Source organism: Streptomyces sp. x-19, assembly GCF_046549115.1.
In the GTDB taxonomy this organism is placed as follows: Bacteria; Actinomycetota; Actinomycetes; order Streptomycetales; family Streptomycetaceae; genus Streptomyces; species Streptomyces albulus_C.
The window spans coordinates 505354-529128 of the sequence record NZ_JAJPWK010000003.1; the positions used below are offsets into that span (position 1 = coordinate 505354).

The 23775-nt window shown below is 73.0% G+C and carries 18 protein-coding genes; 8 read left to right on the top strand and 10 right to left on the bottom strand.

Annotated elements, in window-relative coordinates; translation table 11 throughout:
- The first annotated feature begins 148 nt into the window (after positions 1-148).
- Positions 149-1210, top strand: coding sequence for an FAD-dependent oxidoreductase (locus ACLJT4_RS10905; protein WP_411122084.1), 1062 nt, complete (start codon positions 149-151; stop codon positions 1208-1210).
- Here ACLJT4_RS10905 and ACLJT4_RS10910 read toward each other — a convergent pair.
- Both ACLJT4_RS10910 and ACLJT4_RS10915 read right to left on the bottom strand, forming a co-directional pair.
- A complete protein-coding gene (locus ACLJT4_RS10910) occupies positions 1177-2532 on the bottom strand; it encodes a M14 family metallocarboxypeptidase (protein ID WP_411122085.1) in 1356 nt (451 codons plus the stop codon). The genes ACLJT4_RS10905 and ACLJT4_RS10910 overlap by 34 nt on opposite strands.
- Positions 2533-2602: 70 nt before the next feature.
- Positions 2603-4576, bottom strand: a complete 1974-nt coding sequence (locus ACLJT4_RS10915) for a Xaa-Pro dipeptidyl-peptidase (RefSeq protein WP_411122086.1) — start codon at positions 4574-4576, stop codon at positions 2603-2605.
- 210 nt (positions 4577-4786) lie between these two features.
- On the opposite strand from ACLJT4_RS10915, the gene ACLJT4_RS10920 reads away from it, so the two are divergent.
- Positions 4787-6229 (top strand): M1 family metallopeptidase, encoded by a 1443-nt coding sequence (locus tag ACLJT4_RS10920; protein WP_411122357.1) that lies wholly within the window; start codon positions 4787-4789, stop codon positions 6227-6229.
- 51 nt (positions 6230-6280) lie between these two features.
- Here the strand turns inward: ACLJT4_RS10920 and ACLJT4_RS10925 are convergent, their stop codons facing one another.
- The gene (locus ACLJT4_RS10925) at positions 6281-7156 is read right to left on the bottom strand and encodes an oxygenase MpaB family protein (protein WP_411122087.1); all 876 of its coding nucleotides are present in this window, start codon (positions 7154-7156) and stop codon (positions 6281-6283) included.
- A gap of 11 nt (positions 7157-7167) precedes the next feature.
- Positions 7168-8085: an oxygenase MpaB family protein gene (locus tag ACLJT4_RS10930; RefSeq protein WP_411122088.1), complete on the bottom strand. Its 918-nt coding sequence runs from the start codon at positions 8083-8085 to the stop codon at positions 7168-7170.
- Positions 8086-8195: 110 nt separating this feature from the next.
- On the opposite strand from ACLJT4_RS10930, the gene ACLJT4_RS10935 reads away from it, so the two are divergent.
- The 4 genes from ACLJT4_RS10935 (at position 8196) to ACLJT4_RS10950 (ending at position 12571) form a co-directional block, all read left to right on the top strand.
- Complete coding sequence (locus ACLJT4_RS10935; RefSeq protein WP_331246441.1) at positions 8196-8816, top strand: DUF6230 family protein; 621 nt, start codon at positions 8196-8198, stop codon at positions 8814-8816.
- Positions 8817-8831: 15 nt separating this feature from the next.
- Positions 8832-10121 carry a DUF6114 domain-containing protein gene (locus ACLJT4_RS10940; protein WP_411122089.1) on the top strand — a complete coding sequence of 430 codons (1290 nt, stop codon included), beginning with the start codon at positions 8832-8834 and terminating at the stop codon, positions 10119-10121.
- A 99-nt stretch (positions 10122-10220) separates the two neighbouring features.
- Positions 10221-11102 carry an oxygenase MpaB family protein gene (locus ACLJT4_RS10945; protein ID WP_411122090.1) on the top strand — a complete coding sequence of 294 codons (882 nt, stop codon included), beginning with the start codon at positions 10221-10223 and terminating at the stop codon, positions 11100-11102.
- Positions 11099-12571, top strand: coding sequence for an aldehyde dehydrogenase family protein (locus ACLJT4_RS10950; RefSeq protein ID WP_411122091.1), 1473 nt, complete (start codon positions 11099-11101; stop codon positions 12569-12571). Before ACLJT4_RS10945 ends, ACLJT4_RS10950 begins: the two co-directional genes overlap by 4 nt.
- Positions 12572-12657: 86 nt before the next feature.
- On the opposite strand, the gene ACLJT4_RS10955 is transcribed toward ACLJT4_RS10950, so the two are convergent.
- On the bottom strand, positions 12658-13326 hold the full coding sequence (locus ACLJT4_RS10955) for a TetR/AcrR family transcriptional regulator (RefSeq protein WP_411122092.1): 669 nt from the start codon (positions 13324-13326) through the stop codon (positions 12658-12660).
- A gap of 261 nt (positions 13327-13587) precedes the next feature.
- Between ACLJT4_RS10955 and sph the strand changes: the two genes are divergently transcribed.
- The gene (gene sph / locus ACLJT4_RS10960) at positions 13588-14604 is read left to right on the top strand and encodes a sphingomyelin phosphodiesterase (protein ID WP_411122093.1); all 1017 of its coding nucleotides are present in this window, start codon (positions 13588-13590) and stop codon (positions 14602-14604) included.
- A gap of 84 nt (positions 14605-14688) precedes the next feature.
- Here sph and ACLJT4_RS10965 read toward each other — a convergent pair whose 3' ends face one another.
- Positions 14689-16131 carry an amino acid permease gene (locus ACLJT4_RS10965; protein WP_411122358.1) on the bottom strand — a complete coding sequence of 481 codons (1443 nt, stop codon included), beginning with the start codon at positions 16129-16131 and terminating at the stop codon, positions 14689-14691.
- 129 nt (positions 16132-16260) lie between these two features.
- Positions 16261-18105 carry an AMP-dependent synthetase/ligase gene (locus tag ACLJT4_RS10970; RefSeq protein WP_411122094.1) on the bottom strand — a complete coding sequence of 615 codons (1845 nt, stop codon included), beginning with the start codon at positions 18103-18105 and terminating at the stop codon, positions 16261-16263.
- A 132-nt stretch (positions 18106-18237) separates the two neighbouring features.
- On the opposite strand from ACLJT4_RS10970, the gene ACLJT4_RS10975 reads away from it, so the two are divergent.
- Positions 18238-19020 carry a MerR family transcriptional regulator gene (locus ACLJT4_RS10975; RefSeq protein WP_411122095.1) on the top strand — a complete coding sequence of 261 codons (783 nt, stop codon included), beginning with the start codon at positions 18238-18240 and terminating at the stop codon, positions 19018-19020.
- A gap of 39 nt (positions 19021-19059) precedes the next feature.
- On the opposite strand, the gene ACLJT4_RS10980 is transcribed toward ACLJT4_RS10975, so the two are convergent.
- From ACLJT4_RS10980 to ACLJT4_RS10990, 3 genes are all read right to left on the bottom strand, one after another.
- Complete coding sequence (locus ACLJT4_RS10980) at positions 19060-21264, bottom strand: 3-hydroxyacyl-CoA dehydrogenase NAD-binding domain-containing protein (protein ID WP_411122096.1); 2205 nt, start codon at positions 21262-21264, stop codon at positions 19060-19062.
- Positions 21265-21296: 32 nt separating this feature from the next.
- Positions 21297-22511, bottom strand: a complete 1215-nt coding sequence (locus tag ACLJT4_RS10985; RefSeq protein ID WP_016574813.1) for an acetyl-CoA C-acetyltransferase — start codon at positions 22509-22511, stop codon at positions 21297-21299.
- A gap of 84 nt (positions 22512-22595) precedes the next feature.
- On the bottom strand, positions 22596-23738 hold the full coding sequence (locus ACLJT4_RS10990) for an acyl-CoA dehydrogenase family protein (protein ID WP_016574814.1): 1143 nt from the start codon (positions 23736-23738) through the stop codon (positions 22596-22598).
- Between the last annotated feature and the right edge of the window lie 37 nt (positions 23739-23775).

Sequence of the window (23775 nt, forward strand, 5' to 3'; positions counted from 1 at the left end):
GCCGTGATGGGTTCGCAGGACGGCGGGCCGATCAGGCGTCGAAACCCAGGGCGCCGGGTGGACGGGGAAGGAGGGAGGGGCCGACCACGGCCCCGGCACTCGGCGGGACCACGGACAGCAGGCGACGGGACCCCAGGAGGGCGCGGAGATGACGGAACGGCGATCAGTGGCGACGGGCGGGGCGACGGCCCCGGAGATATGCGTGGTCGGCGGCGGGGTGATCGGCCTGACCTCGGCGGTCGTGCTGGCGGAGGCCGGGTACCGGGTGCGGGTGGTGGCCCGGGACACAGCCGGCGACACCACCTCGGCGGTGGCCGGCGGCCTGTGCTGGCCGTACCGGATCCAGCCATACGACGAGGCGGTGCGCTGGTCGCTGCGCTCGTTGGAGGTGCTCGGCGAACTGGCCGGGCGGCCGGCGGAGACCGGGGCCCGGCTGGTGACGGGCACGTTCGCGAGCGCGCCCGCGGCGGACGGCGGCGACGCGGGCCCGGAGGCGGGGCTCGACGCCTGGTATGCCGCACTGCCCGGGCTGCGGCGGGCCCGCGCCGGGGAGTTGCCCGCGGGGTGTGCCGCGGGGTGGCGGGCCCGTACGCCGCTGGTGGACATGCCGGTGCACCTGGGCCATCTGGAACGGCGGCTGGTGGCGGCCGGCGGGGCGGTGGTGACGGGTGCGGTGGCGTCCCTGGCGGAGGCGGCCGACGGCGTCCGGGCGGTGGTGAACTGCTCCGGGCTCGGGGCCCGGGAGTTGGTCCCGGACGCGTCGGTGCACCCGGTCCAGGGGCAGTTGGTGATCGTGGAGAATCCGGGCGTCACGGAGTGGTTCACCGCGGCCGACGCGGGCGCGGAGGACACCGCCTACGTGCTGCCGCAGCCCTTCGGGCTCGTGCTGGGCGGCACGGCGCGGGAGGGGGCCTGGTCGCGGGAGCCGGACCCGGCGGTGGCGGCGGCGATCGTGGCGCGGTGCGCCCGGTACTTCCCCGAGGTGGCGCGGGCCCGCGTGCTGGCGCACCGGGTGGGGCTACGGCCGGCCCGTCCGGCGGTGCGGCTGGCGGCCGAGCGGCTGCCGGACGGGACGGTGTGCGTGCACAACTACGGGCACGGGGGTGCGGGGGTGACCGTCTCCTGGGGGTGCGCGGACGAGGTGCTGCGCCTGGTGCGGGCCGAGGTCGCGCCGGCTCAGGGGTCGACCGGGGTGCCGACCGCGACGTGATGGTCGGCGCGCGCGTCCAGCAGCAGCGGGACCAGCGCGCGCAGTGACTGGCGCAGCGGGACGGTGGCGCCGCCGTCGCCGTCCCGCCGCCAGTGCACGCCGTGCGCCGCCAGGACCGGTGCGACCCGGGCGAACGGTGCCGGGGCCAGGCGGTAGGCGCGCGGCGGGCGGGTCAGGATGCGGTCCGCGGTCGGGGGGTCGTTGTCGGCGCCGCCGAGGTAGATCGGGCCGCGGTCGGCCAGGCCGGCGGTGCGGGCCGCCGCGGTGGCCGCCGCGATCCGTGCGCGGTGCCGGTCCACGAAGGCGAACAGCCCTTTCAGGCCGGCGAGTTGGGAGTCCACCCGGCGGCGGTGGGTGCGCGCCGGGTCGGTCCCGTCGGCGGTGTTCGCGGCGCGGCTCGGACGGCCCGGGAGCGGGTCGACGCGGGTCTCCACGAGGAGCCCGACGGACCCCTTGATCCCGACGGTGTTGCGCAGGATCCGCTCCTGTCCGTCGCCGGCGACCTGTTTCACGGGAGCGCCGGTGGCCGGGTCGGTCCAGATGCCGTAGACGCCGGTGCTGAAGCCGGCCGCCCGGACGGCGGGGCCGACGAAGTCCTCGGACAGCGCGGTCGATGCATGGTGGAGGGCGGCCGCGGTGTTCGGGTTGCGCGGCCACAGCGAGAGCAGGTCCTTGACGTAGTAGGGCGCCGTGGGGGTGTATTCGTGCAGGTCGTAGACGGTGTCGGGGCGGTCCTCGCGGAGCACCGCGGCCATCGCGCGGGCTTCGGGGGTGGTCAGCGCGAGGTGGTCGCGGTTGACGTCGGTGCCGTCGGCGTTGCCGCGGGTGTCGGCGGCCCGGCCGTCGGGGTTCGCGGTGGGGACGACCAGCACGCTGGTGCGCGCCAGGAAGCGCCGGGTGGCCGGATCCTTCGCCAGGGCGAGGTCGCGGACGGTGGTCAGGCACGCCTCGCGGCCGGCGGGCTCGTCGCCGTGCTGCGAGCAGACCAGCAGCACGGAGGTGCCGTGTCGGACACCGGCGGGTCCCGCGGGGGCGGCGGCGCCGAGGCGGACCAGGCGCAGCGGACGGCCCTGGACGGTGGTGCCGATCCGGTCGACGCGGACGCGCGTCGTGGCTCCCGGGGCGCGGGCGACGGCGGCGAGGAACGCGGTCTCCTCCGGCTCGCTGGTCCAGCGGGCGCCGTGGCTGACCTCGAATCCCGTTCGCGGCACGGGCGGTGGCGCGGTCCGGGCGGACGGGACGGGAGCGAACGCGGCGGTGAGGGCGGCGGCCAGCGCACCGAGGACGAGGCCGCGGGAGCGGAACGGGCTGCGGGGTGCCACGAGGGTGCCTCCGGGTGTCGGCAGCGTGGGTGGGGGCCGTCCCGCGGGCGCGGGACGGCCCCCGGGCCGGTCAGTCTCCGTGCGGCAGCCGGCTCGGGGCCGGCGGCGGGGCGATGCCCGTCAGGGTGGTCCCGGTCGGGTGGGCGGTCGCCGGGGTGCCGGCGGTGGCCCGGGCGAGGGCCGGGGCGCCGCCGGTGAGCGGCAGCCGGGCGGCGGTGCGGGCCAGGTCCAGGGTGAGCGTGGGGCGGGAGGCGGGCGGGTCGATGAGGTGGGCGTCGGTGCCGGCCACGATCAGCGCGAGCCGGTGCCCGGCCGGCACGATGTGGTCGCTGGCGGCGAGTTGGAGGGTGAGGGTGTAGGGCTTGCCGGGGGTCAGCGGGTGGCCGTGCTGCGGGTCGGTCGCGTGGCCGAGGTCGGCCCAGCCGCGGCTGAAGACCGTGAAGCCGACCGTGCTGGTGTCGGCGGCGGTCTCCTTGAAGCAGCCGGTGTCACCGGTGGTGCCGGCGCCCCAGCAGGTGCTGTTGCCGCGGGTGACGATGCCCTCGCCGTCGCCGCCGTAGTTGCGGATGGTGTCCGGGCCGAGGTCGACGAGGACCGCGGTCAGGTGCGCGCTGGTGGTGCTGGGGGTGGCGGTGACGGTCACCGTGCCGGCGCCGGAGAGCCGGAGCGGTGCGGTCAGCGGACCGGTGGTGAAGCCGGCCTTGGCCGGGGTCGCGCGGTCGACGGCGGCGGACCAGTCGGCCTCGCCGAGTTGCGGGTCGTCAGTGAAGGACGCGGTCTGGCCGGCCGGGGTCGGCCGGGTGCCCAGGGCGCCGACGCCGGCGGTGGTGCCGGTGCGCGGGTGCAGGGTGACCGCGGCGGTGCCGGGGGCCGGCCACCGTGCGTCGGTGCGCCAGGTGTCGGGGGCGCGCTCGACGTCGGCCATCGGGGCGCGCTCGATGCCGTTGTCGTAGCCCATCAGGTAGTGGTCGAACCACTGGTGGAGGGTGCGGACCCAGTCGGCGCGGCGGTAGTCGAACGGGTCGACGTGGCCGGTCTGGGAGAGCCAGATCTTGCGTTGGACGCCGTGCTTGGCGAGCGCGTCCCACCACTGGCCGAAGTGCTTGGTGCGGACGTTGAGGTCCTGCATGCCGTGGACGAGGAAGACACTGGCGCGGACCTTGTCGGCGTTGCGGACGTAGTCCCGTTCGGTCCACAGGTCGGTCCAGTCGCCGTTGCGCGGGGCGCCGGCGACGAGCTTCTTCTGCACCGCGGCGCAGTTCTTGTGCGCGCCGGGGCTCTCGACGGCGCTGGCGAGTCCGTCGGGGCCGCCGTCGTAGAGGGGGGCGCCCTGGGCGAAGTAGTAGTCGTACCAGGAGGAGATGCCGGCGATCGGGACGATGGTCTTCAGGCCCGGGACGCCGGTGGCGGCGACCCCGTTGGCGACGGTGGCGTCCCAACTCTTGCCGATCATGCCGGTGTTGCCGTTGGACCAGTCGGCGGTGACGGGTTTCCCGCCGCTGCGGGCGGTGTAACCGCGCGCCCGCCCGCCGAGCCAGTCGACGACGGCCTTGGCCGACTGGACGTCCGAGCGCCCGCCGACGTCGATGCAGCCGTCCGAGCGATTGGTTCCGGCCAGGTCGACGAGGACGGTCGCGTAGCCGCGCGGCACGAAGTAGTTGTCGTAGAAGAGCGGGAACTGGACCGGGCGGCCCTGGGCGTCGTAGGTCTTCTTCTGGCTTTCGTTGCCGCGTCCGCAGCAGGAGTAGTAGGGGCTCGCGTCCATGATCACGGGTATCCGGCGGCCCTGCCGGGCGGGTTCGGCGGGCCGGACGATGTCGGCCGCGACCCGGTCGGGGCGGCCGTCGCCGTCGCCGTCGAGACCGGTGTCCACCCAGACCGTCTCGCGGACGGCGTGGGCGTAGGAGTAGACCGGCTTGCTCTCCCGGGGAGCGGGGGCCGCGCCCGCCGCGCCGGGGACGGCGACCAGGGCGAGGAGGGCGAGGACGGCGGTCAGGACGAGGGTCTTCCATGGGGGGTGGGGGGTTCCCGTGCGTATCGTCACGGCCGGACCGTAGCGCGGGTCAACTCCCGTGCAGAAGGGGCCCGTCCGGGGCTCGTGTCGGTGAGATGTCGGTCATGTGTCAGATGTGGCCATGGACATGACGCGGCCTGCGATGCGTACATAAGCTCCGTAAGAGATCGACCTCCCCTACGAGTTGGAGGACTCGTGCGTCACAGACTCCTGGTCCCGGGCGCGGCCGCGCTCAGCCTGATGCTGGCGATCCCGGCGTCGGCCGCCGACTTCACGCCGGGTGCCCCGGGTGCGGGCGACAGCTACTACCCCGAGAGCGGCAACGGCGGGTACCGCGTCTCCCACTACGACCTCCGGCTGAAGTACCAGCCGGCGACGGACCTGCTGGAGGGCACGGCGACCCTGCTCGCCCGGACCACGCAGGACCTCTCCCGCTTCAACCTGGACTTCGGCCTGAAGGTCAGCGAGATCCGGATCAACGGCAAGAAGGCCACCTTCGCCACGTCCGGGAAGCACGAGCTGGAGGTGACGCCGGCCACGCCCCTGGAGAAGGGCAAGGACGTCAGCGTGGTCGTCCGCTACGCGGGCAAGCCCTCCGAGCTGAAGATCGACGGCTTCACCGCCTGGGCCCGGACGCCGGACGGCGGCGTGGTCGCGCAGGAGCCCGAGTCCGCGGTGTGGTGGTTCCCCAGCAACGACCACCCCACCGACAAGGCGACGTACGACATCTCCGTCGCGGTGCCGGACGGCACCCAGGCGCTCAGCAACGGCGTGCTGACCTCGAAGTCCTCCAAGCTCGGCTGGACGCGCTTCAACTGGCGCTCGGACAAGCCGCAGGCGACGTACCTGACCACGCTGGCGATCGGCAAGTTCGACATCACCACCGACACCACCGCCGACGGCCTGCCGGTGATCAACGCGGTCAGCCCGGACCTGGGCGCGAACCTGGGGGCGGCGCGGGCGAGCATCGAGCGCACCACCGAGGTCACCGAGTGGCTCCAGAGCGTCTTCGGTCCGTACCCGTTCAACTCGGTCGGCGGTTACGTGCCCAACGTCCCGGCCGGGTACGCGCTGGAGACCCAGACCCGCCCGTTCTACGGCAAGAAGGCGTTCGACAAGGGCGCCAACGTCTCGGTGGTCGTGCACGAGTTGGCGCACCAGTGGTACGGCGACAGCGTGTCGCTGAAGGACTGGAAGGACATCTGGCTCAACGAGGGCTTCGCCGCGTACAGCCAGTGGCTGTGGTCGGAGAAGGAGGGCGAGGGCACCGCACAGCAGTTGGCGGACTACACCTACGCCCAGCACCCGGCCGACGACCCGTTCTGGACGGTGAAGCCGGGCGACCCGGGCCCGGACAAGCAGTTCGACTCGGCGGTCTACGACCGGGGTGCGCTGGCCCTCCAGGCGCTCCGCAACAAGGTCGGTGACGAGGTCTTCTTCGACCTGTTGAAGTCGTGGCCGACGGAGCACCGGTACGGCAACGCCGCGGTCGGGGACTTCGTGAAGTTCGCCGAGAAGAAGTCCGGGAAGCCGCTGGCCGAGTTCTTCGACACCTGGCTGTACCAGCCGACCCGGCCGGCCGCCGCGGCGGGCGCGCGGGCGTTCGTCGCGCGCGGCCCGGTGGCCCAGCCCAAGTCGTGGAAGCAGATCCAGGCCACCCACGAGGTGCACGCCGGTCACTGACCGATGGCGGCGGGCGGGGTCCGGCACGTCCGGCTCCGCCCGTCCGCGTCGCTAGCGGGCGCTCGCCCGTCGAGCCCGGCGGGCGCGGCGGGCGAGCGGCAGGAACCGCACCCGCTCCGGCAGCAGGGGCACCACCAGGCGCACCACCCGGCCCAGGCGGCGCAGCCGACGCTCCTGGGCGTCGGTCCAGGGCAGGCCGATGGCCCGCCGGGCGTCCGGCGGCATCAGCCCGATGGTGACGAACCGGCGGAAGCGGGCGAAGCCCGGGAAGAGCAGCGGCCAGACCAGGCGCAACGGCAGCCGCACCCACCAGGGGCCGCGGTCCGGGGCCGGCAGCGGCCGGTCGGTGGCGGTCAACTCCCGCACCACCGCGGTCTGCTGGATCTCGGTGTCGAGCAGACCGCGGTAGTACGGCCAGAACTCCTCGATGGTCTGCGGCATGTCCCGGTCGTGGATGCCCAGGATCCGGCCGACCTGGAGCCACTCCGCGTACAGCTGGCGTTCCTGCGCGGGGGTGAAGGGGCGGCCGAGGTAGCGCTGGGCGTGCCGGAAGACGGGGTAGCCGGTGGCGTGCACCCAGGCGTAGTACGCGGGGGTGAGCGCGTGGTACCTGCGGCCGTGGGCGTCGGTGCCCTGGATGGACCGGTGCAGTTTCCGCAGCCGGCGGCCCTCCTCGGCTGCGGCGGGCCCGCCGTACACCCACAGCTGGAGCGAGGTCAGCGACCGTTCGCCGCGTCCCCAGGGGTCGGTGCGGAAGACCGAGTGGTCGTCCACGCCGGCGCCCACCGCGGGGTGCGCGACCTGCATCGTCAGGGCTGCGGGCAGGGTCAGCAGCGATCTGACGTCGCCGACCAGCGTCCACAGCACCCCTCCGGGCGGCGGGGGTTCCGGGTCCGTGCGCTCCGTGACTGTGCGTACCGTGTTCATACGGTTACTCATCATACGGTGGCTCCCAGCGGGCGTCGGGTCCGCGGGTCGGTGCCGGGCCGGTGGGTGTGCCAGTAGGCGAGGAAGAGCGACGGGGCGATCCGCAGCGGGGGCGGCACCAGCGCCATCAGGCAGCGCACCACCCGGGCGAACCGGCGCAGCCGGCGCTCGTGCCGGGCGGTCCAGGGCAGCTGGAACCGCTCGCGGAGGACCGGGGGCAGCACACCCACGGTGACCAGCAGGGCGTAACGGGCGGCGAGCGCGGCGCACGGCCGCCAGAGCACCGCCGGGACCCACCGCACCGGCGGCTTCTGCGGCCGGGCCAGCTCCGCCAGGACGTCGCGCACCGCGTCGTTGAGCTCCAGCCGCTCGGCCACCATCCGGTCGTAGTAGGCGCAGAACGCCGGCCAGTCGGGTGGCAGGTGGTGCTCCTTGAGACCCCAGACCCGTCCCACGTCCCGCATCTCGCGGTAGTACTCCTCGGTCTGTGCCGCGGTCAGCCCCGGGCCGAAGAGCCGCAGCGCCTCGACCGGGCCGCGGACGAGGGTGGCGTGCACCCAGTGGTACGCCTCGGGGTGCAGGGCGTGGTAGCGGCGGCCCCGCGCGTCGGTGCCCTTCATCCGCCGGTGGACCTCGATCAGCCGCCGGGCCTCGGCGGTGGCCGCGGCCTGTCCGCCGTAGATCACCGTGCCCAGCGAGCCGACCGTGCGCAGCAGGCGCTGCCAGGGCTCGGTGCGGAACGTGGAGTGGTCGCTGACGCCGGCGCCGACCACGGGGTGCGCGACCTGGAGCAACAGCAGTTGCGGGGACGTCAGGAAGGCCCGGGTGTCGCCGAAGTGGCGCCAGGCGACGCCGCCCCGGCGGGGCGCCCGGACCTGCGCCGGGGGTCGCTGCGTCGGGTCGTCGAAGGGGGTGTCGGCTGCTGCCACGGTGTCCCTCCCGCCGCGTCACTGAATCCGTGTCAGCAGTGTTGACGCGGCTCGTGAAACAAGTCAATAGTCCTTGTAACATTGACTCACTCCCTCGGGAGGTTCCCGAAATGGCTGCGAGAGCACGTGAGTTGAGCACCCAGGGACGGACCCACTGGAAGCGCACCGCCGTGATGCTGGTGCCGGGCGTGGCCTGCGTCGGCGCCGTGGTCATCGCCCTGGCGCAGGGCGCGATGGCGGCGTCCTTCGCGGTGTCCGGCAAGAACTTCAAGGTCTCCGCCGACGAGATCACCGGCCGGGGCATCTCCAGCTTCCCCTCCTCGCTCGGCAGCGCGGACGGCAGCGGCCACCCGGTGCTGCTGGCCGGCATCGAGTCCGGCACCGCCCGCGGGGTGTGCCTGTCGATGAAGCAGCAACTGCCGCTGGTCGGCGAGGTCTCGCTGCTGGTCCGCTCCGGCGGCGACCGGCCCGTCCGGGGCGAGCACCTCGTCGTCGACGCCGATGCGCTGACCAGCAGCGGCGGCCGGGTGACCGGCGTGCAGGCGGGCCGGGACGCCGCCACACTCACCGGGGCGTCGGGCGTGAGCGGACCGCGCGGACTGTTCGGCGTCCAGGCCGACACCGCGCTGGCGCGCGACGTCAAGAGCACCGCCTGGGCCTCCAACGGCGGATCGCTCACCCTCGACAAGGTCGAGATCGAGCTGAGCCGCACCGGCAAAGAGTGCTACTAGCCGCCAGGAGGCCCCGTGCTCACCTTCGTCCTCGGCTTCCTCGCCGAACTCGCCAAGGAGACCGGCAGTTGGCTCGACCGGATCCTGCCCGCCCCCGGACTGCGCCGAGCACTGCGGCGTTGGCGGCGCAGCCGCCCGTTCTGGGCCGGGCTGTGGGCGGTGGCCGGCGGGCTGGAGCTGATCGCCCTGCCGCTGGCGCCGCTCCCGCTGATGCTGAAGGTCGGCATCGGCGCGATGTCGGCGATCGGGGTCGGGCTGGTGCTGATCGCCGGCGGGCTGTTCTTCGTCTTCGCCCCCGCCCAACGGATGTTCGTCTCCGTCGTCACCGCCATCGCCTCCCTGGTCTCGCTCGCCACCACCAACCTGGGCGGCTTCGGGATCGGTTGCGGGCTCGGGTTGTTGGGCTCGTCGATGGCCTTCGGATGGCTGCCGGACGGGCCTGCGGCGGGCGCGGACGGTGCAGACGGCGTGGACGGCGCGGCGTCCGGGGCGGTGTCCGGGGCGGTGTCCGGGGCGGTGGGCCCGCACCCAAAAGCGCCTGAGGGCGCGGGCGCCCGACCGGCGCCGCCCGGCGCCGCCCTCGCCCTGGCGCTGCCGCTCGTCCTCGCCGCCGGGTTGGTCAGCGGCGCACCGGCCCGCGCGGCCGACCCGGACCCGCGCGACGCCCTCGGCGCGCTCCGGCTGCCCTGCCTGACCGGCGTCGACACCGGCGGCGCGGACGACCCCGCCCCCACCGGCCCGCCGCCCTCCGGCGGCGACCGCCCCGCACCGCCGACCCGGACGGCCCGTCCCGGCGCGATCGGCGCCCCCGACGACCGCACGCCCCTGGTACCGCCCGTCGTCGTCGGCGCACAGCCCGGCCCGGGCCGCGCCGCCTACCCCGTCAGCCCCTATTACCCGACCGTCGGCGCCACCCGGCTCACCGCCACCGACGCCCTCGTCCACGGCGCGACCTACCTGCCCACCGCGGGCGGCGGCCGGATCAAGGTGCTGTGGGTGCACGCCGGGCGGATCGTCGCCGACGACTACCGCCTGCGGGTCACCGGACCGGACGGTTTCGACCACGTCCTCGACGTGCAACTCGACATCCGCGACGTCGACGTCTACGCCACCTTCCTGCGGGGCGCCCTCGTCATCCCCTGGCTGAAGGTCAGCACCCCGCAGCTGTGCCTCGGCGCCGACGTCGTCCCCGCCAACCTCCCGATCGCCGTCCGGCTCCCCTCCCTCACCCTGCGGCCCGTCACCGCGGGCCAGGTCCTCGTCGACGCCGCGGAGGTGCGCTACCGGGTGCTGGGCGGCCACTAGGGCCCGTCCGACGCCGCCCCGCCGGCGGGCCCGCGCACCGACTCCCGGCCGGCCGCCGGGAGACCACCGCACGCCACCCCACGTCAGGAGGCACGCGCCATGGGCCGCTACGCCCGACTGCGGGAGATCCGCCGGATGGACCCCGAGCGGGACTTCGAGCAGATCTTCCGCTGGATCACCCAGTACGAATTCCCCTGGGACTACGCCCGGGGCGTGTCGGTCGCGTTCCTGCGCGACTACGGCGTCCCGCGCATCTCCCAACTCCTCGACCGCACCCAGGAGTTCGAACGCCACGGACAGAAACGCTACGACGACACGGTGCTCCTGGGCTACGAGATGTCCGCGGACGGCTTCGACTCGGAGCGGGGCCGCGCCGCGGCCCGCCACCTCAACCGCATCCACGCCAAGTACCGCATCCCCGACGACGACTTCCGCTACGTCCTGGCCACCACCGTCGTCGGCCCGAAGCGGTGGATCGACCGCTACGGCTGGCGTCCCCTGTGCGCCAACGAGAAGGCCGCCCTCGCCCTGGTCGGCCACCGGCTCGCCGCGCTGATGGGCATCGCCGACGCGCCGCGCACGATGGCCGACTACGAGAAGCTCCTCGACGACCACGAGGCCGCCGCGTTCGCCTACCACCCGGCCAACCACCGGGTGGCCAACGCCACCTTCCGGGTACTGGCGTCGTGGTACCCGGCCGTCCTGCGCCCCGCCGTCGCCCGCTTCTCCCTCGCCCTGCTGGACGACCCCCTGCTGCACGCCCTGGGATTCCCCCCGCAGCCGCCCTGGCTGCGGGCCCTGGCCCACCGCACGCTGCGCGCCCGGGCCGCCCTCGTGCGGCTGCTGCCCCCACGACCCGAGGGGCGACCGGGCCTGTCGCGGCCCCGCTCCTACCCCTTCGGCTACGCCCTCGACGACCTCGGGCCCGCCTGGGCCCAGCACCGCCCGCTGCGCCCCCTGCCCTCCGAGGACGACCGATGACCGTACTGATCTCCCGTTCGCCGCTCACCGGCGAGCCCGTCGGCGAACATCCCGTGCACGGCCCCGAGGAGGTCCGCACCGCCGTCGACCGGGGCCGGGCGGCGGCCCGCGCCTGGGCGGCCTGCGGCTGGGCCGGCCGCCGCAGTCGCCTGCTCGTCTGGAAGCGGTCGCTGGCCCGCCGGATGGACGAACTCGCCGAGCTGATCGTCGCCGAGACCGGCAAACCACCGGCCGACGCCCGGGCCGAGGTGCTGCTCGCCCTCGTCCACCTCGACTGGGCGGCCCGCAACGCCCGTCGCGTGCTCGGCCGCCGCCGCGTCCCCTCCGGCCCGCTCGCATGCCACCAGCGCGCTTTGCTCGTCCACCGGCCGCTGGGCGTGATAGGCGTCATCGGCCCCTGGAACTACCCCCTCTACACGCCCATGGGCTCCGTCGGCCACGCCCTCGCCGCCGGCAACGCCGTCGTCCTCAAACCCTCCGAACTCACCCCGGGCGTGGGCGTCCTGCTCGCCGCCACGCTCGCCGACGCGGTCCCCGACCAGCCGCACCTCCTCCAGGCCGTCACCGGCCCGGGCAGCACCGGCGAGGCGCTGGTCCGCTCCGGCGCCGACAAGATCGCCTTCACCGGCTCCCCGGCGACCGCGCGCAGGGTCGCCGCGGTCTGCGCGGAGCGGCTCACCCCGCTCCTCGCCGAGTGCGGCGGCAAGGACGCCGTCCTCGTCGATGCCTCCGCCGACCTGGACGCGGCGGCCGACGCCATCGTCTGGGGTGCCCTGGCCAACGCCGGCCAGACCTGCGCCGGCGTGGAGCGCGTCTACGCCGCCGAGCCGGTCCACGCCGCGCTCTGCGACCGGATCGTCCGGCGCGTCCGCGCCCTGCGCACCGGCCCCGGACCGGACGCCGCCTACGGTCCGCTCACCCTTACCGCCCAACTCGCCACCGTCGAGGGGCACGTCAAGGACGCCCTGGCCGCCGGCGGGCGGGCCCTGCACGGCGGACCGGAGTCGATCGCCCCGCCGCACGCCCACCCCGTCGTCCTGGTCGACGTCCCCGAGGACTCCCCCGCCGTCCGGGAGGAGACCTTCGGCCCGGTCGTCGTGGTCAACGCCGTCCGGGACCTCGACGAGGCGGTGGCCCGCGCCAACGCCTCCGCCTACGCGCTGGGCGCGGCGGTCTTCACCGGCAGCCGCCGCACCGGCCTCGCCGTCGCCGCGCGCCTCGACTCCGGGGCGGCATCGGTCAATTCGGTCCTCGGCTTCGCCGCCGTCCCCGCCCTTCCGTTCGGCGGGTCCGGCGCGTCCGGGCACGGCCGGGTCCACGGCGCCGAGGGCCTGCGCGGCTTCACCGCCCCGCAGGCGCTCACCGTCCGGCGCTTCCGCCCGCCCGTGGACCTGACCTCCTTCAGCACGCCGGCGCGCCGGGTGGACCGGGCCGTCGCGGCGGGGCGCTGGCTGCACAGTCGGCTCTGACCGGCTGACCGGCGGCACCTCTCGCGCCGGGCCTTGTTGTCGGAGTCACCCGGCGGGGCGGCCTCCGGCGGGGGCCGTCCGGCCGCTCACCGGTGCAGCAGCGGTGCGAGGTACCGCCGGGCGAACCGCCGGGCCTGCTCGTCGTCGTCCAACGCGAAGCAGCTCACCGGATTCAGCAGGAACGACACGGTGATCCGCACCATCAGCTCGGCCACCGCCGTGGGGTCCCCGTCGCCTTCCGCGTCCCGGTCCGCGCGCTCCTCGCCCACCCCGTCGGCGCCCTCCTGCGCCGCCCGTTGCGCCCGGCGCAGGTGTCCCGCCAGGTACCCGCGCATCGCGAGGAAGGAGGGCCCGCTCTCCAGCGTCAGGTGGGGCAGCATCGTCTCCGGCTCCAACCGCAGCAGCCCGCCGATCAGCGGATGCCCGCGGATCAGGCGCAGGATGGCGGCGAACCCCTCCACCATCCGCTCCTCCATCGTCGGCAGCCCGGCCACCGCCGCGTCCACCTCGGCCACGAACAGCCGGTACTCCCGCAGCAGCACCCGCTGCACCAACTCGTCCTTGTTGCCGACCCGTCGGTACACCGTGACCCGGGAGACCCCGGCGCGCTTGGCCACGTCGTCGACGGTGGATCGGCGCAGCCCGAAGGTCATGAACTGCTCCCGCGCGGCGTCCAGGATCTTCTCCGACGGCCCGCCCCCGGCTTCCGGCGTCCCCGCCAACACCCCTTCTGGCACCCGCTGTTCGTCCGTCATCGGCCCCCCTCCGCACACCGTCACCGGCCGGCGCACCCTCCGTCAGCAACAGTGACACTAACTGAATAACTTTGTAACGAGCCGCTGCCCAGAGGGATTCCACGGCCCCGGGAGCACGGCGCGCGGACGCGACGCCCTCGACTGGAGCTGCGGTCTGTACATCTGCTGCCCGCCGGGAGGTTACCTAGAAGTAACCCCAGCTGGTTTGATGTGCGTCGCCGGTTCAACACCCCATGTCCCCCCTCTTCCCAGGGAGTTTCCGTGCCGCACTCCCCCCTGCGCACTCCCCGTGCCGCCGCGCTCTGCGCGGCCCTCACCGCCGCGCTGGCCGTCGCGACCCCCACCGCGTCGGCCGCCACGACCTCGACCCCAGCCGGCCCCACCGGCCCCCGGGCCGCCGCGAGCGCGCCCCGACTCAAGGTGCTCACCTACAACACCTTCCTCATGAGCAAGAACCTGTATCCCAACTGGGGCCAGGACCACCGCGCCCAGGCCATCGCCTCAGCGGACTTCTTCCACGGCAACGACGTCGTGGTGCTTGAGGAAGCCTTCGACAACTCCTCCTCCGACGCGCTCACGTCACAGGCCGCCACGGAGTATCCGCACCAGACCCCGGTGGTCGGCCGCAGCCGAAGCGGTTGGGACGCCACCTCGGGCGCCTACTCGGCCGTCACGCCCGAGGACGGCGGGGTGACGCTGCTGAGCAAGTGGCCGGTGCTGCGCAAGGAGCAGTACATCTACAAGGACGCCTGTGGTTCGGACGCCTTCTCCAACAAGGGCTTCGTCTACACGGTGCTGGACGTCAACGGCACCAAGGTGCACGTCGTCGGCACCCACACCCAGTCCACCGACTCGGGCTGCAAGGCCGGCGAGGCCGCCGCCGACCGCGCCAAGCAGCTCAAGGAACTGGACACCTTCCTCGACGCCAAGAACATCCCGGCGAACGAGGAGGTCATGGTCGCCGGCGACCTGAACATCGACTTCCACGGCAGCGAGTACGCGGCCCTGCTGGCCAACGCGGACCTGGCGCCCGCCGACCGGCGCACGGGCCACCCGTACTCCTTCGACACCGCGGAGAACTCGATCGCCAAGTACCGCTACCCGAACGACCCCCGCGAGGACCTGGACTACGTGCTCTTCCGCAACGGCCATGCCCGGCCCGCCGGTTGGCAGAACACGGTGGTCAAGGAGGAGTCGGCGCCCTGGACCGTCTCCAGCTGGGGCAAGCAGTACACCTACACCAACCTCTCCGACCACTATCCGCTGATCGGCGGCTGATCCCGCACGCCGGAGGGCGGCCGCGGCGACCTTCCGGTCCACCGCGGCCGCCCTCCGGCGTGCAGGCGTGGGGCTTCCCCCGTACTACTTCGCGAGTTCACGCTCCTCGGCGATCCGGCGGACCCGACCGCGGACCACGAACCACCCACCGACCAGCGCGGCGGCGAGCACCGGGATCAACAGGACGGTCTGCCGGCCGACGCCGTCGTCGAACCACATCAGCACGATGACGCCGATCAGGAAGACGATGGTGGCGATGTCCGTGATCGGCGTGCCCGGCAGGCGGAAGCGCGGACGCTCGACCAGGCCGGCCTCGGACCGACGGACGAACACCATGTGACAGATCATGATCGTGCACCAGGTGCTGATGATGCCCAGCGCCGCGATGTTGATCACGATCTCGAACGCCTGGCTCGGCAACCAGGCGTTGAGCCCGACACCGAGCACGCACACGGTGGAGGTGAGCATGATGCCGCCGTACGGCACCTGGCTGCGGTTCATCCGCGCGGCGAACTTCGGCGCGGAGCCCGCCATGGACATCGAGCGCAGGATGCGACCGGTGGAGTAGAGCCCGGAGTTCAGGCTGGACATCGCCGCGGTGAGCACGACGAGGTTCATCACGTCGCCGGCGTGCGGGATGCCGACGTGCGACAGCACGGTGACGAAGGGGCTCTCGTTGGCGCTGAAGACGTTCCACGGCAGCAGCATGGCCAGCAGGACCACCGAGCCGACGTAGAAGATGCCGACCCGCCACATGATCGAGTTCACGGCCTTGGGGACGACCTTGTGCGGCTCGCTGGTCTCACCGGCGGTGACGCCGACGAGCTCGACCGCGGAGTACGCGAACACGACGCCTTGGAGCACGATCACCACGGGCATCAGACCGGTCGGGAAGAAGCCGCCGTGGTCGGTGATCAGGTTCAGGCCCGGGGTGTGTCCGTCGACCGGGTGCTGGGTGGCCAGCAGGAAGATCCCGATGAACATGAAGGCGACCAGTGCCGCGACCTTGACGATCGCGAACCAGAACTCCATCTCACCGAAGATCTTCACGGATATCAGGTTGATCGTGAGCACCACCGCCAGCGCGATCAGCGCCATCACCCACTGCGGGATGCTGGTGAACGCGCTCCAGTAGTGGGTGTACAGGGCGATCGCGGTGATGTCGGCGATGCCGGTCGTCGACCAGTTGACGACGTACATCCAGCCCGCGACGTAGGCGCCCTTCTCGCCCAGGAACTCCCGGGCGTAGGAGACGAACGAGCCGGACGACGGGCGGTGCACCACCAGTTCGCCGAGGGCCCGGACGACGAAGAAGGCGAAGAGGCCGCAGACCGCGTAGGCGATGGCCAGCGCGGGGCCGGCCGAGTGCAGGCGCCCGCCGGCGCCCAGGAAGAGGCCGGTGCCGATCGCGCCACCGATGGCGATCATGTTGATGTGGCGGCCCTTGAGGGCCTTGCTGTAGCCGGCGTCCCCCGCGTCCTGCTGGACCCCGCTCCCCCCGTCCGATGGCCGCTGGGCTTCATCCACGACGGTTTCTGTGCTCACTGGTGGTTCATCTCGCTTTCGGAGAGCTTGCACGTGACCGGCACCGCGGATCGCGCGAACGGCCAGTCGGCACACCTTCCCCGAAGAGTGGCCCCCCGTCTGTGTGAGAGATCACATGGCGTACATTCGCTCTAGGATTTGTCCATATTTGTGGCGAATGACACGGCGACGGAGCTTCAACGAGGGGGTGAGTTCGCCAGTTTCCGGCCGCCATTCCTCGCCCAACAAGGAAAATCGCTTGACCTGTTCCGTGCGGTTTAGTCGCGAGTTGGCCGCTTCGACGCCCCGCTCGACCTCCGCCCGGACGTCCGGGTGCCGGGCCAGTTCCGACAGGCTCCCCTCGATGCCGTGCCGGGCCGCCCAGGCCGGAGCCAGCTCCGGATCGAGCACCAGCAGCGCCACCACGTACGACCGGCCGTCGCCGTGCGCCAGCGCCTGCCCGATGAGCGGATGCTCCTTGAGGGCGTTCTCGACCAGCGCGGGCGAGACGTTCTTGCCGGTCGACGTCACGATCATGTCCTTCTTGCGGTCGGTGAGCCACAGGTAGCCGTCCGCGTCGATCCGCCCGACGTCGCCGGTGCGGAACCAGCCGTCCGCGCCGGTGGCCGGCTCCACCGTCCCGTCCTCCCGGAGGTAGCCCGCGCAGACCGTCCGGCCGCGCACCTCGATCTCCCCGTCGGCGGCCGTGCGCACCTCCAGACCGGCGAGCGGCCGTCCCACCGAACCCAGCCGGAAGCCGCCCGGGGCGTTGGTCGTGGCCACCCCCACGGTCTCGGTCAGCCCCCACGCATCCATGATCACGATGCCGAAGCCGGCCCAGAACCGCACCACCTCCGGGGGCATCGGCGCCGAGGCGCTCGCCGTCCACACCAGCCGGTCGAAACCGGCCGCCGCCAGCAGCGGGTCCAGTACCTGCGCCTTCGCCGCGGCGTACGCCGCCGCCAGCCCGTCGGGCGGCCGCTGCCCGCGCTCCCGGTGGGCGACGTGCGCCCGGGCGGTCTCGGCGGCCGCCGCCACGGCCGCCCGGTGCTCCTCGGGCAACTCCGCGAGGGCGCCGCCGACGGCCGCCGCCAGCTTCTCCCACACCCGCGGCACCCCGAAGAACTGCGCCGGCCGCAGCTCCCGCGCGAGCGGCGCCACCTGGGCCGGATCCGGGCACAGGTGGACGTGCGCGGCCCGGAAGACCGGCAGGTAGAGGCCCAGCATCCGCTCGGCGATGTGCGCGAACGGGAGGTAGGACAGGTGCACGGCGTGGTCCGGCAGCTCGACGACGCCGTCCAGCGCCACCGCGTTGAGCAGCACGTGGCGGTGGCTGACCACCACCCCCTTGGGGTCGCCGGTCGTGCCGGAGGTGTAGACGACGGTGAGCGTGTCGTCCGGGTCGCCCTGCCGCCAGGCCGCCTCGAAGGACACCGGGTCGTACGCCTCGGCGCCGCGGGCCGCCACCGCGGCGAAGCCCTCGCACCGGGCCGTCGCACCCCCGGTGCCCGACGGGTCGTCCGCCGGCTCGACGACCACCAGGCGCTCCAGCCGCGCCGCCGGATCGTCGAGCAGCGGCTCCCAGCGGGCCCGCTCCCGGGGGCCCTCCACCACGGCCAGGCGGGCCCGGCTGTGCCGGACGACGTGGGCGATCTGCTCGGGGGCGGCGGTGCCGTAGACCGTGACCGGCACCGCGCCCAGGTGCACCAGGGCCAGGTCGCCGAGCCAGTGCTCGGGCCGGTTGCCCATCATGAGCAGCACGATCTCGCCGCGCCGGACGCCGAGCGCCCGGAACCCGGCGGCCAGTTCGCCGATCCGGCGGCGCGCCGCCGCCCAACTGAGCGTCCGCCAGCCGCCGCCGTCGGGCGCGCGCCAGGACAGTGCGGGCCGGGCACCGTGGTCCTCGGCGTTGCGCAACAGCAGTGCCGGCAGGGTGAGTTCGCCCGGCGCGCCGGGCATGCGCAGGAGCGTGGTCATGGCGCCTCCCGAAGGCGTGGGCCTGAGCTACGGACCGTACGGAGGATGCGGGCCCTCGCGAAGGGGGCCCGGCCGCGCGCTGAGCGGTGACGAAGGTTTCACAGGACTGGTGAGACAGCAATACTGTTGAACATGATGGAGTCCGCCCCCGACCTGACGGTCGACGAACTCGCCGCCCGCGCCGGCGTCACGGTCCGCACGATCCGCTTCTACAGCACCCGCGGACTGCTCCCGCCGCCCGAGATCGGCCCGCGCCGGGTCGGTCGCTACGGGCCGGACCACCTCTCGCGGCTCGCGCTGATCGAGGAACTCCAGCACCAGGGCCTGACCCTGTCCGCCATCGAACGCTACCTGGCGCAGCTGCCGCCCGACCTGAGCGCCCAGGACCTGGCCATCCACCGCGCCCTGGTGGCGAGCTGGATCCCGGACAAGGCCGAGGACGCCACCCGGGACCAGCTGGAACGACGGGTCGGACGGGAGCTGACCGAGGAGGACCTCGACCGGCTGGCGGCGATGAACGTCCTGGTCCGCACCGAGGAGCCGGACGTCTTCCGGGTCGACCCGGGGCTGTTGCACCTGGGGGCGCGGCTGCTCGACGTGCCGATCGCCCTGGAGACGATCCTGGCGGCCCGCACCGTCGTCATCGAGCACACCCGCTCGGCCGCCCGGGAGCTCAGCCGGCTGTTCAAGGACGAGGTGTGGGAGCCCTACCAGGACGGCGGGCCGGACGCCGAGGAGGTGGCGCGGATGAAGTCGCTCTCCGCGCACATGCAGCCGATGGTGGTGCAAGCACTGGTCACCGCCTTCCAACGGTCGATGAAGGAAGAGCTGCGGGAGTGGCTGGGCACCGGCGAGCACGACGGCCGGGCGGACTGCACGGGCCCGAACGGGGCCGACGGCGCGACCGGCCGGTGACGGGGGCGGGCCGCGCCGGCCCGCCCCCGCGCGTCCGGCTCAGTCGCTGAACTTCTCGCCCCGCTCGGCCTTCTCGACCAGCAGCGCGGAGGGCGCGAACCGGTCGCCGTAGGCCGCCTGCAACTCACGGGCGCGGGCCACGAACCCGGGCAGGCCCACGAGTTCCTCCCGGCCCGGCCCGCCCTGGTAGCCGTTGACGTACTGGAGCACGCCGCCGGTCCACCCGGGGAAGCCGATGCCGAAGATGGAGCCGATGTTGGCGTCGGCGACGGACGTCAGCACGCCCTCCTCCAGGCAGCGGACGGTGTCCAGCGCCTCGGAGAACAGCATCCGTTCCTGCATGTCCCGGAACGGGACGGCGGCGCCCTCCTGTTGGAAGTGCTCGCGCAGCCCGGGCCACAGGCCGACGCGCCGGCCGTCGTCGCCGTAGTCGTAGAAGCCGGCCCCGCCGCTGCGCCCGGGGCGGTCGAACTCGTCGACCATGCGGTCGATGACGGCGTCGGCCGGGTGCGGCTGCCAGGTGCCGCCGGCCTCCTCGACGGCGCGCCTGGTCTCGTTGCGGATCTTGCGCGGGAGGGTGAGGGTCAGCTCGTCCATCAGGGACAGCACCTTGGCCGGGTAGCCGGCCTGGGCCGCGGCCTGTTCGACCGAGGCGGGGTCGAGGCCCTCGCCGATCATCGCCACGCCCTCGTTGATGAAGTGGCCGATGACCCGGGAGGTGAAGAAGCCTCGGGAGTCGTTGACGACGATGGGGGTCTTGCGGATCTGGCGGACGAGGTCGAAGGCGCGGGCCAGCGCCTCGTCACCGGTCCGCTCACCCTTGATGATCTCCACCAGCGGCATCTTGTCGACGGGCGAGAAGAAGTGCAGGCCGATGAAGTCTGCGTCCCGCTCGACGCCTTCGGCCAACAACGTGATGGGCAGGGTGGAGGTGTTGGAGCACAGCAACGCGTCGGGCTCGACGACGTGCTGGATCTCCTTGAACACCTTGTGCTTGAGGGCGACGTCCTCGAAGACCGCCTCGATGACCGCGTCGCAGCCGGCGAGGTCGGCGGGCTCGGCGGTGGGCGTGATCCGCGCCAGCAGCGCGTCGCGCTTCGCCTCGGTGGTGCGCCCCCTGGCCAACGCCTTGGTGAGCAGCCCCTCGGAGTACTCCTTGCCCCGTTGGGCCGCCTCCAGGGTGACGTCCTTGAGGACGACCTCGATGCCGGCCTTGGCGCAGGCGTAGGCGATGCCGGCGCCCATCATGCCGGCGCCGAGGACGGCGACCTTGCGGACCGTGTGCGGCGCGACGTCCTTGGGGCGGTTGGCACCGGAGTTGACGGCCTGGAGGTCGAAGAAGAACGCCTGGATCATGTTCTTGGAGACCTGGCCGGTGACCAGCTCGACGAAGTAGCGGGCCTCGATGGTCTGGGCGGTCTCGAAGTCGACCTGGGACCCCTCGACGGCCGCGGCGAGGATGTTGCGCGGCGCCGGGTAGGGGGCACCGTTGAGCTGCTTCTTGAGGTTGGCGGGGAACGCCGGGAGGTTGGCGGCGAATTTCGGGTGCGCCGGGGTGCCGCCGGGGATCTTGTAACCCGGGGCGTCCCAGGGCTGCTGGGACTCGGGGTGGGCGTCGATGAACTCCCGCGCCTTGGCGAGCAGTTCGTCCCGCGTCTCGGCGACCTCGTGGATCAGCCCGTTGTCCTTGGCGCGCGCGGCGTCGTACTGGGTGCCCTGGAGGAGCACCTTCAGCAGCGCGTCGGTGATGCCCAGCAGCCGGACGGTGCGGGTGACGCCACCGCCGGCCGGCAGCAGGCCGAGGGTGACCTCGGGCAGGCCGATCTTGGTGCCGGGGGTGTCCAGGGCGATGCGGTGGTGGCAGGCCAGGGCGATCTCGTAGCCGCCGCCCAGCGCGGCGCCGTTGATGGCGGCGACCACGGGCTTGCCGAGCGTTTCGATCCGGCGCAGGTCGCGCTTGATGCCGTTGCCGGCCTCGAACGCCTGCTGTGCCTGGGCGGGGGTGACGGCGATCAGGTCGCGCAGGTCGCCGCCGGCGAAGAAGGTCTTCTTGGCGGAGGTGACGATGATGCCGCGGATGCTGTCCTTCTCGGCCTCCAGGCGGTCGGCGACCGCGGTCAGGGAGGTCTTGAAGGCGTTGTTCATGGTGTTGGCGGACTGGTGGGGGTCGTCGAGGACCAGGGTGACGACACCGGTCTCGTCCTGTTCCCAGCGGATGGTCGACGCAGCAGCGGATTCACTCATGGGTAGTACTCCGTGGTGGGTGGGACGAGGGGTCAGAGGCGCTCGATGACGGTGGCGACGCCCATGCCGCCGCCGACGCAGAGGGTGGCCAGGCCGTAGCGCTTGTCCTGCCGCTCCAGTTCGTCGACGAGGGTGCCGAGGATCATCGCGCCGGTGGCGCCGAGGGGGTGGCCCAGGGCGATGGCGCCGCCGTTGACGTTGACCTTGTCCAGGCTGAGGCCCATGTCCTTGACGAACCGCAGGACGACCGCGGCGAACGCCTCGTTGATCTCGACCAGGTCGATGTCGTCGATGGTCAGACCGGCCTTGGCCAGGGCCTTGCGGCTGGCGGGCGCGGGGCCGGTGAGCATGATCGTGGGCTCGGAGCCGGAGACCGCGGCGGAGACGATGCGGGCCCGCGGGGTGAGGCCGTACCGCTCGCCGACCTCCTTGGAGCCGATGGCGACCAGCGCGGCGCCGTCCACGATGCCGGAGGAGTTGCCGGCGTGGTGGACGTGGTCGATCTTCTCGACCCAGTGGTACTTCTGGAGCGCGACCGCGTCGAAGCCGCCGGCGTCGCCGATGGCGGCGAACGACGGCTTCAGGCCCGCGAGCGAGTCGGCGGTGGTGCCGGGGCGCAGGTGCTCGTCGTGGTCGAGGACGACCAGGCCGTTGCGGTCCTGGACGGGGACCACCGAGCGTGCGAAGCGGTCGTCCTTCCACGCCGCGGCGGCCCGTTCCTGGGAGAGCGCGGCGTACTCGTCGACGTCGCGGCGGGAGTACCCCTCGATGGTGGCGATGAGGTCGGCGCTGATGCCCTGCGGGACGAAGCCGGTGTCGAAGTTGGTCATCGGGTCGGCGAACCAGGCGCCGCCGTCGGAGGCCATCGGAACCCGCGACATCGACTCCACGCCGCCCGCCAGGACCAGGTCCTCCCAGCCCGAACGGACCTTGGCCGCGGCCATGTTGACGGCTTCCAGGCCGGAGGCGCAGAAGCGGTTCTCCTGTACGCCGGCGACGGTGTCGGGCAGTCCGGCGGCGATCGCGGCGATCCGGGCGATGTCCGAGCCCTGGTCGCCGACGGGTCCGACCACGCCCAGCACGATGTCGTCGATCGCGGCCGGGTCCAGGTCGGGGAAGCGCCGCCGCACCTCGTGGATCAGGCCGACGACCAGGTCGATCGGCTTGGTGCCGTGCAGGGCGCCGTTGGCCTTGCCGCGACCGCGGGGGGTGCGGATCGCGTCGTACACGTACGCTTCGGTGCTCACAGAAAAGCCTTTCTTTCCGGCCGGGGTCGGGATCGCGGTGTCGGCCGCTGGTGTCGGGGCCCGGGACGGCGCGGTCGGGGAGGGTTAGCCGAGCAGGGAGCGGCCGATGATCTCCTTCATGATCTCGGTCGTCCCTCCGTAGATGGTCTGGATGCGGCCGTCGGTGAAGGCCCGGGCGACCGGATATTCCGTCATGTAGCCGTATCCACCGTGCAGCTGGAGGCAGCGGTCGGCCACCCGCTTCTGGAGCTCGGTGGCCCACCACTTGGCCATGGAGGCGTGCACGGCGTCGAGGGTGCCCTCGGAGTGGTCGGTGATGCAGCGGTCGAGGAAGGCCCGGGTGACCGCGCACTCGGTGGCCATCTCGGCGATCTCGAACCGGACGTGCTGGAGCTTGGCCAGCGGGCGGCCGAACGCCTCGCGCTCCTTGACGTACCGGGTGGTGGTCTCCAGCAGGTGCTCGGCGGCGGCTATCCCTGCGATCGCTATCGCCATCCGCTCCTGCGCGAGGTTGGTCATCAGGTGCACGAAGGCGCGGTGGAGATCGCCGAGGAGGTTCTCCTTGGGCACCCGCACGTCGTGGAAGAACAGTTCGGCGGTGTCCTGCGACTTCTGGCCGATCTTGTCGAGGTTGCGGCCGCGCTCGAAACCCTCCGCGCCCCGTTCGACGACCAGCAGGCTCAGGCCGTGCGCGCCGCCCTCGGGGGTGGTCTTGGCGACGACGATGACGAGGTCGGCGAGGATGCCGTTGGAGATGAAGGTCTTGGAGCCGTTGAGCACCCAGTGGTCGCCGCGGTCCTCCGCGGTGGTGCGGATGCCCTGGAGGTCGGAGCCGGCGCCGGGCTCGGTCATCGCGATCGCCGTGATCGTCTCCCCGCTGCAGAACCCCGGCAGCCAGCGGCGCTTCTGCTCCTCGGTGGCGAGCGAGGTCAGGTAGGGGCCGACGATGTCGTTGTGCAGTCCGATGGCGAAGCCGGGGGTGCCGGCGCGGGTGAATTCCTCGGCGAGGACGGCGCTGTAGCGGAAGTCCGTGGTGCCCCCGCCGCCGTACTCCTCGGGCACGGCCAGGCCCAGCAGACCTTGTCGGCCGGCCGCCCGCCAGGCGTCCCGGCTGACGATGCCGTCCTTCTCCCACTGCTCGTAATGCGGCGTCACCTCCTTGGCGAGGAAGGTGCGCACCGTGGCGCGGAAGGCGTCGTGGTCCTCGGTGAAGATCTGGCGCTCCACTCTGCTGTCCCTTCGGGGATGGGCCTGGATGGTCGAC

What these genes read in the sequence shown, in the direction of transcription:
- ACLJT4_RS10905 (WP_411122084.1), top strand. Translation starts at nt 149, where the DNA reads ATGACGGAACGGCGATCAGTGGCGACGGGCGGGGCGACGGCCCCGGAG.
- ACLJT4_RS10920 (WP_411122357.1), top strand. Translation starts at nt 4,787, where the DNA reads ATGCTGGCGATCCCGGCGTCGGCCGCCGACTTCACGCCGGGTGCCCCG.
- ACLJT4_RS10925 (WP_411122087.1), bottom strand. Translation starts at nt 7,156, where the DNA reads ATGAACACGGTACGCACAGTCACGGAGCGCACGGACCCGGAACCCCCG.
- ACLJT4_RS10935 (WP_331246441.1), top strand. Translation starts at nt 8,196, where the DNA reads ATGGCTGCGAGAGCACGTGAGTTGAGCACCCAGGGACGGACCCACTGG.
- ACLJT4_RS10945 (WP_411122090.1), top strand. Translation starts at nt 10,221, where the DNA reads ATGGGCCGCTACGCCCGACTGCGGGAGATCCGCCGGATGGACCCCGAG.
- ACLJT4_RS10950 (WP_411122091.1), top strand. Translation starts at nt 11,099, where the DNA reads ATGACCGTACTGATCTCCCGTTCGCCGCTCACCGGCGAGCCCGTCGGC.
- ACLJT4_RS10955 (WP_411122092.1), bottom strand. Translation starts at nt 13,326, where the DNA reads ATGACGGACGAACAGCGGGTGCCAGAAGGGGTGTTGGCGGGGACGCCG.
- ACLJT4_RS10970 (WP_411122094.1), bottom strand. Translation starts at nt 18,105, where the DNA reads ATGACCACGCTCCTGCGCATGCCCGGCGCGCCGGGCGAACTCACCCTG.
- ACLJT4_RS10975 (WP_411122095.1), top strand. Translation starts at nt 18,238, where the DNA reads ATGATGGAGTCCGCCCCCGACCTGACGGTCGACGAACTCGCCGCCCGC.
- ACLJT4_RS10980 (WP_411122096.1), bottom strand. Translation starts at nt 21,264, where the DNA reads ATGAGTGAATCCGCTGCTGCGTCGACCATCCGCTGGGAACAGGACGAG.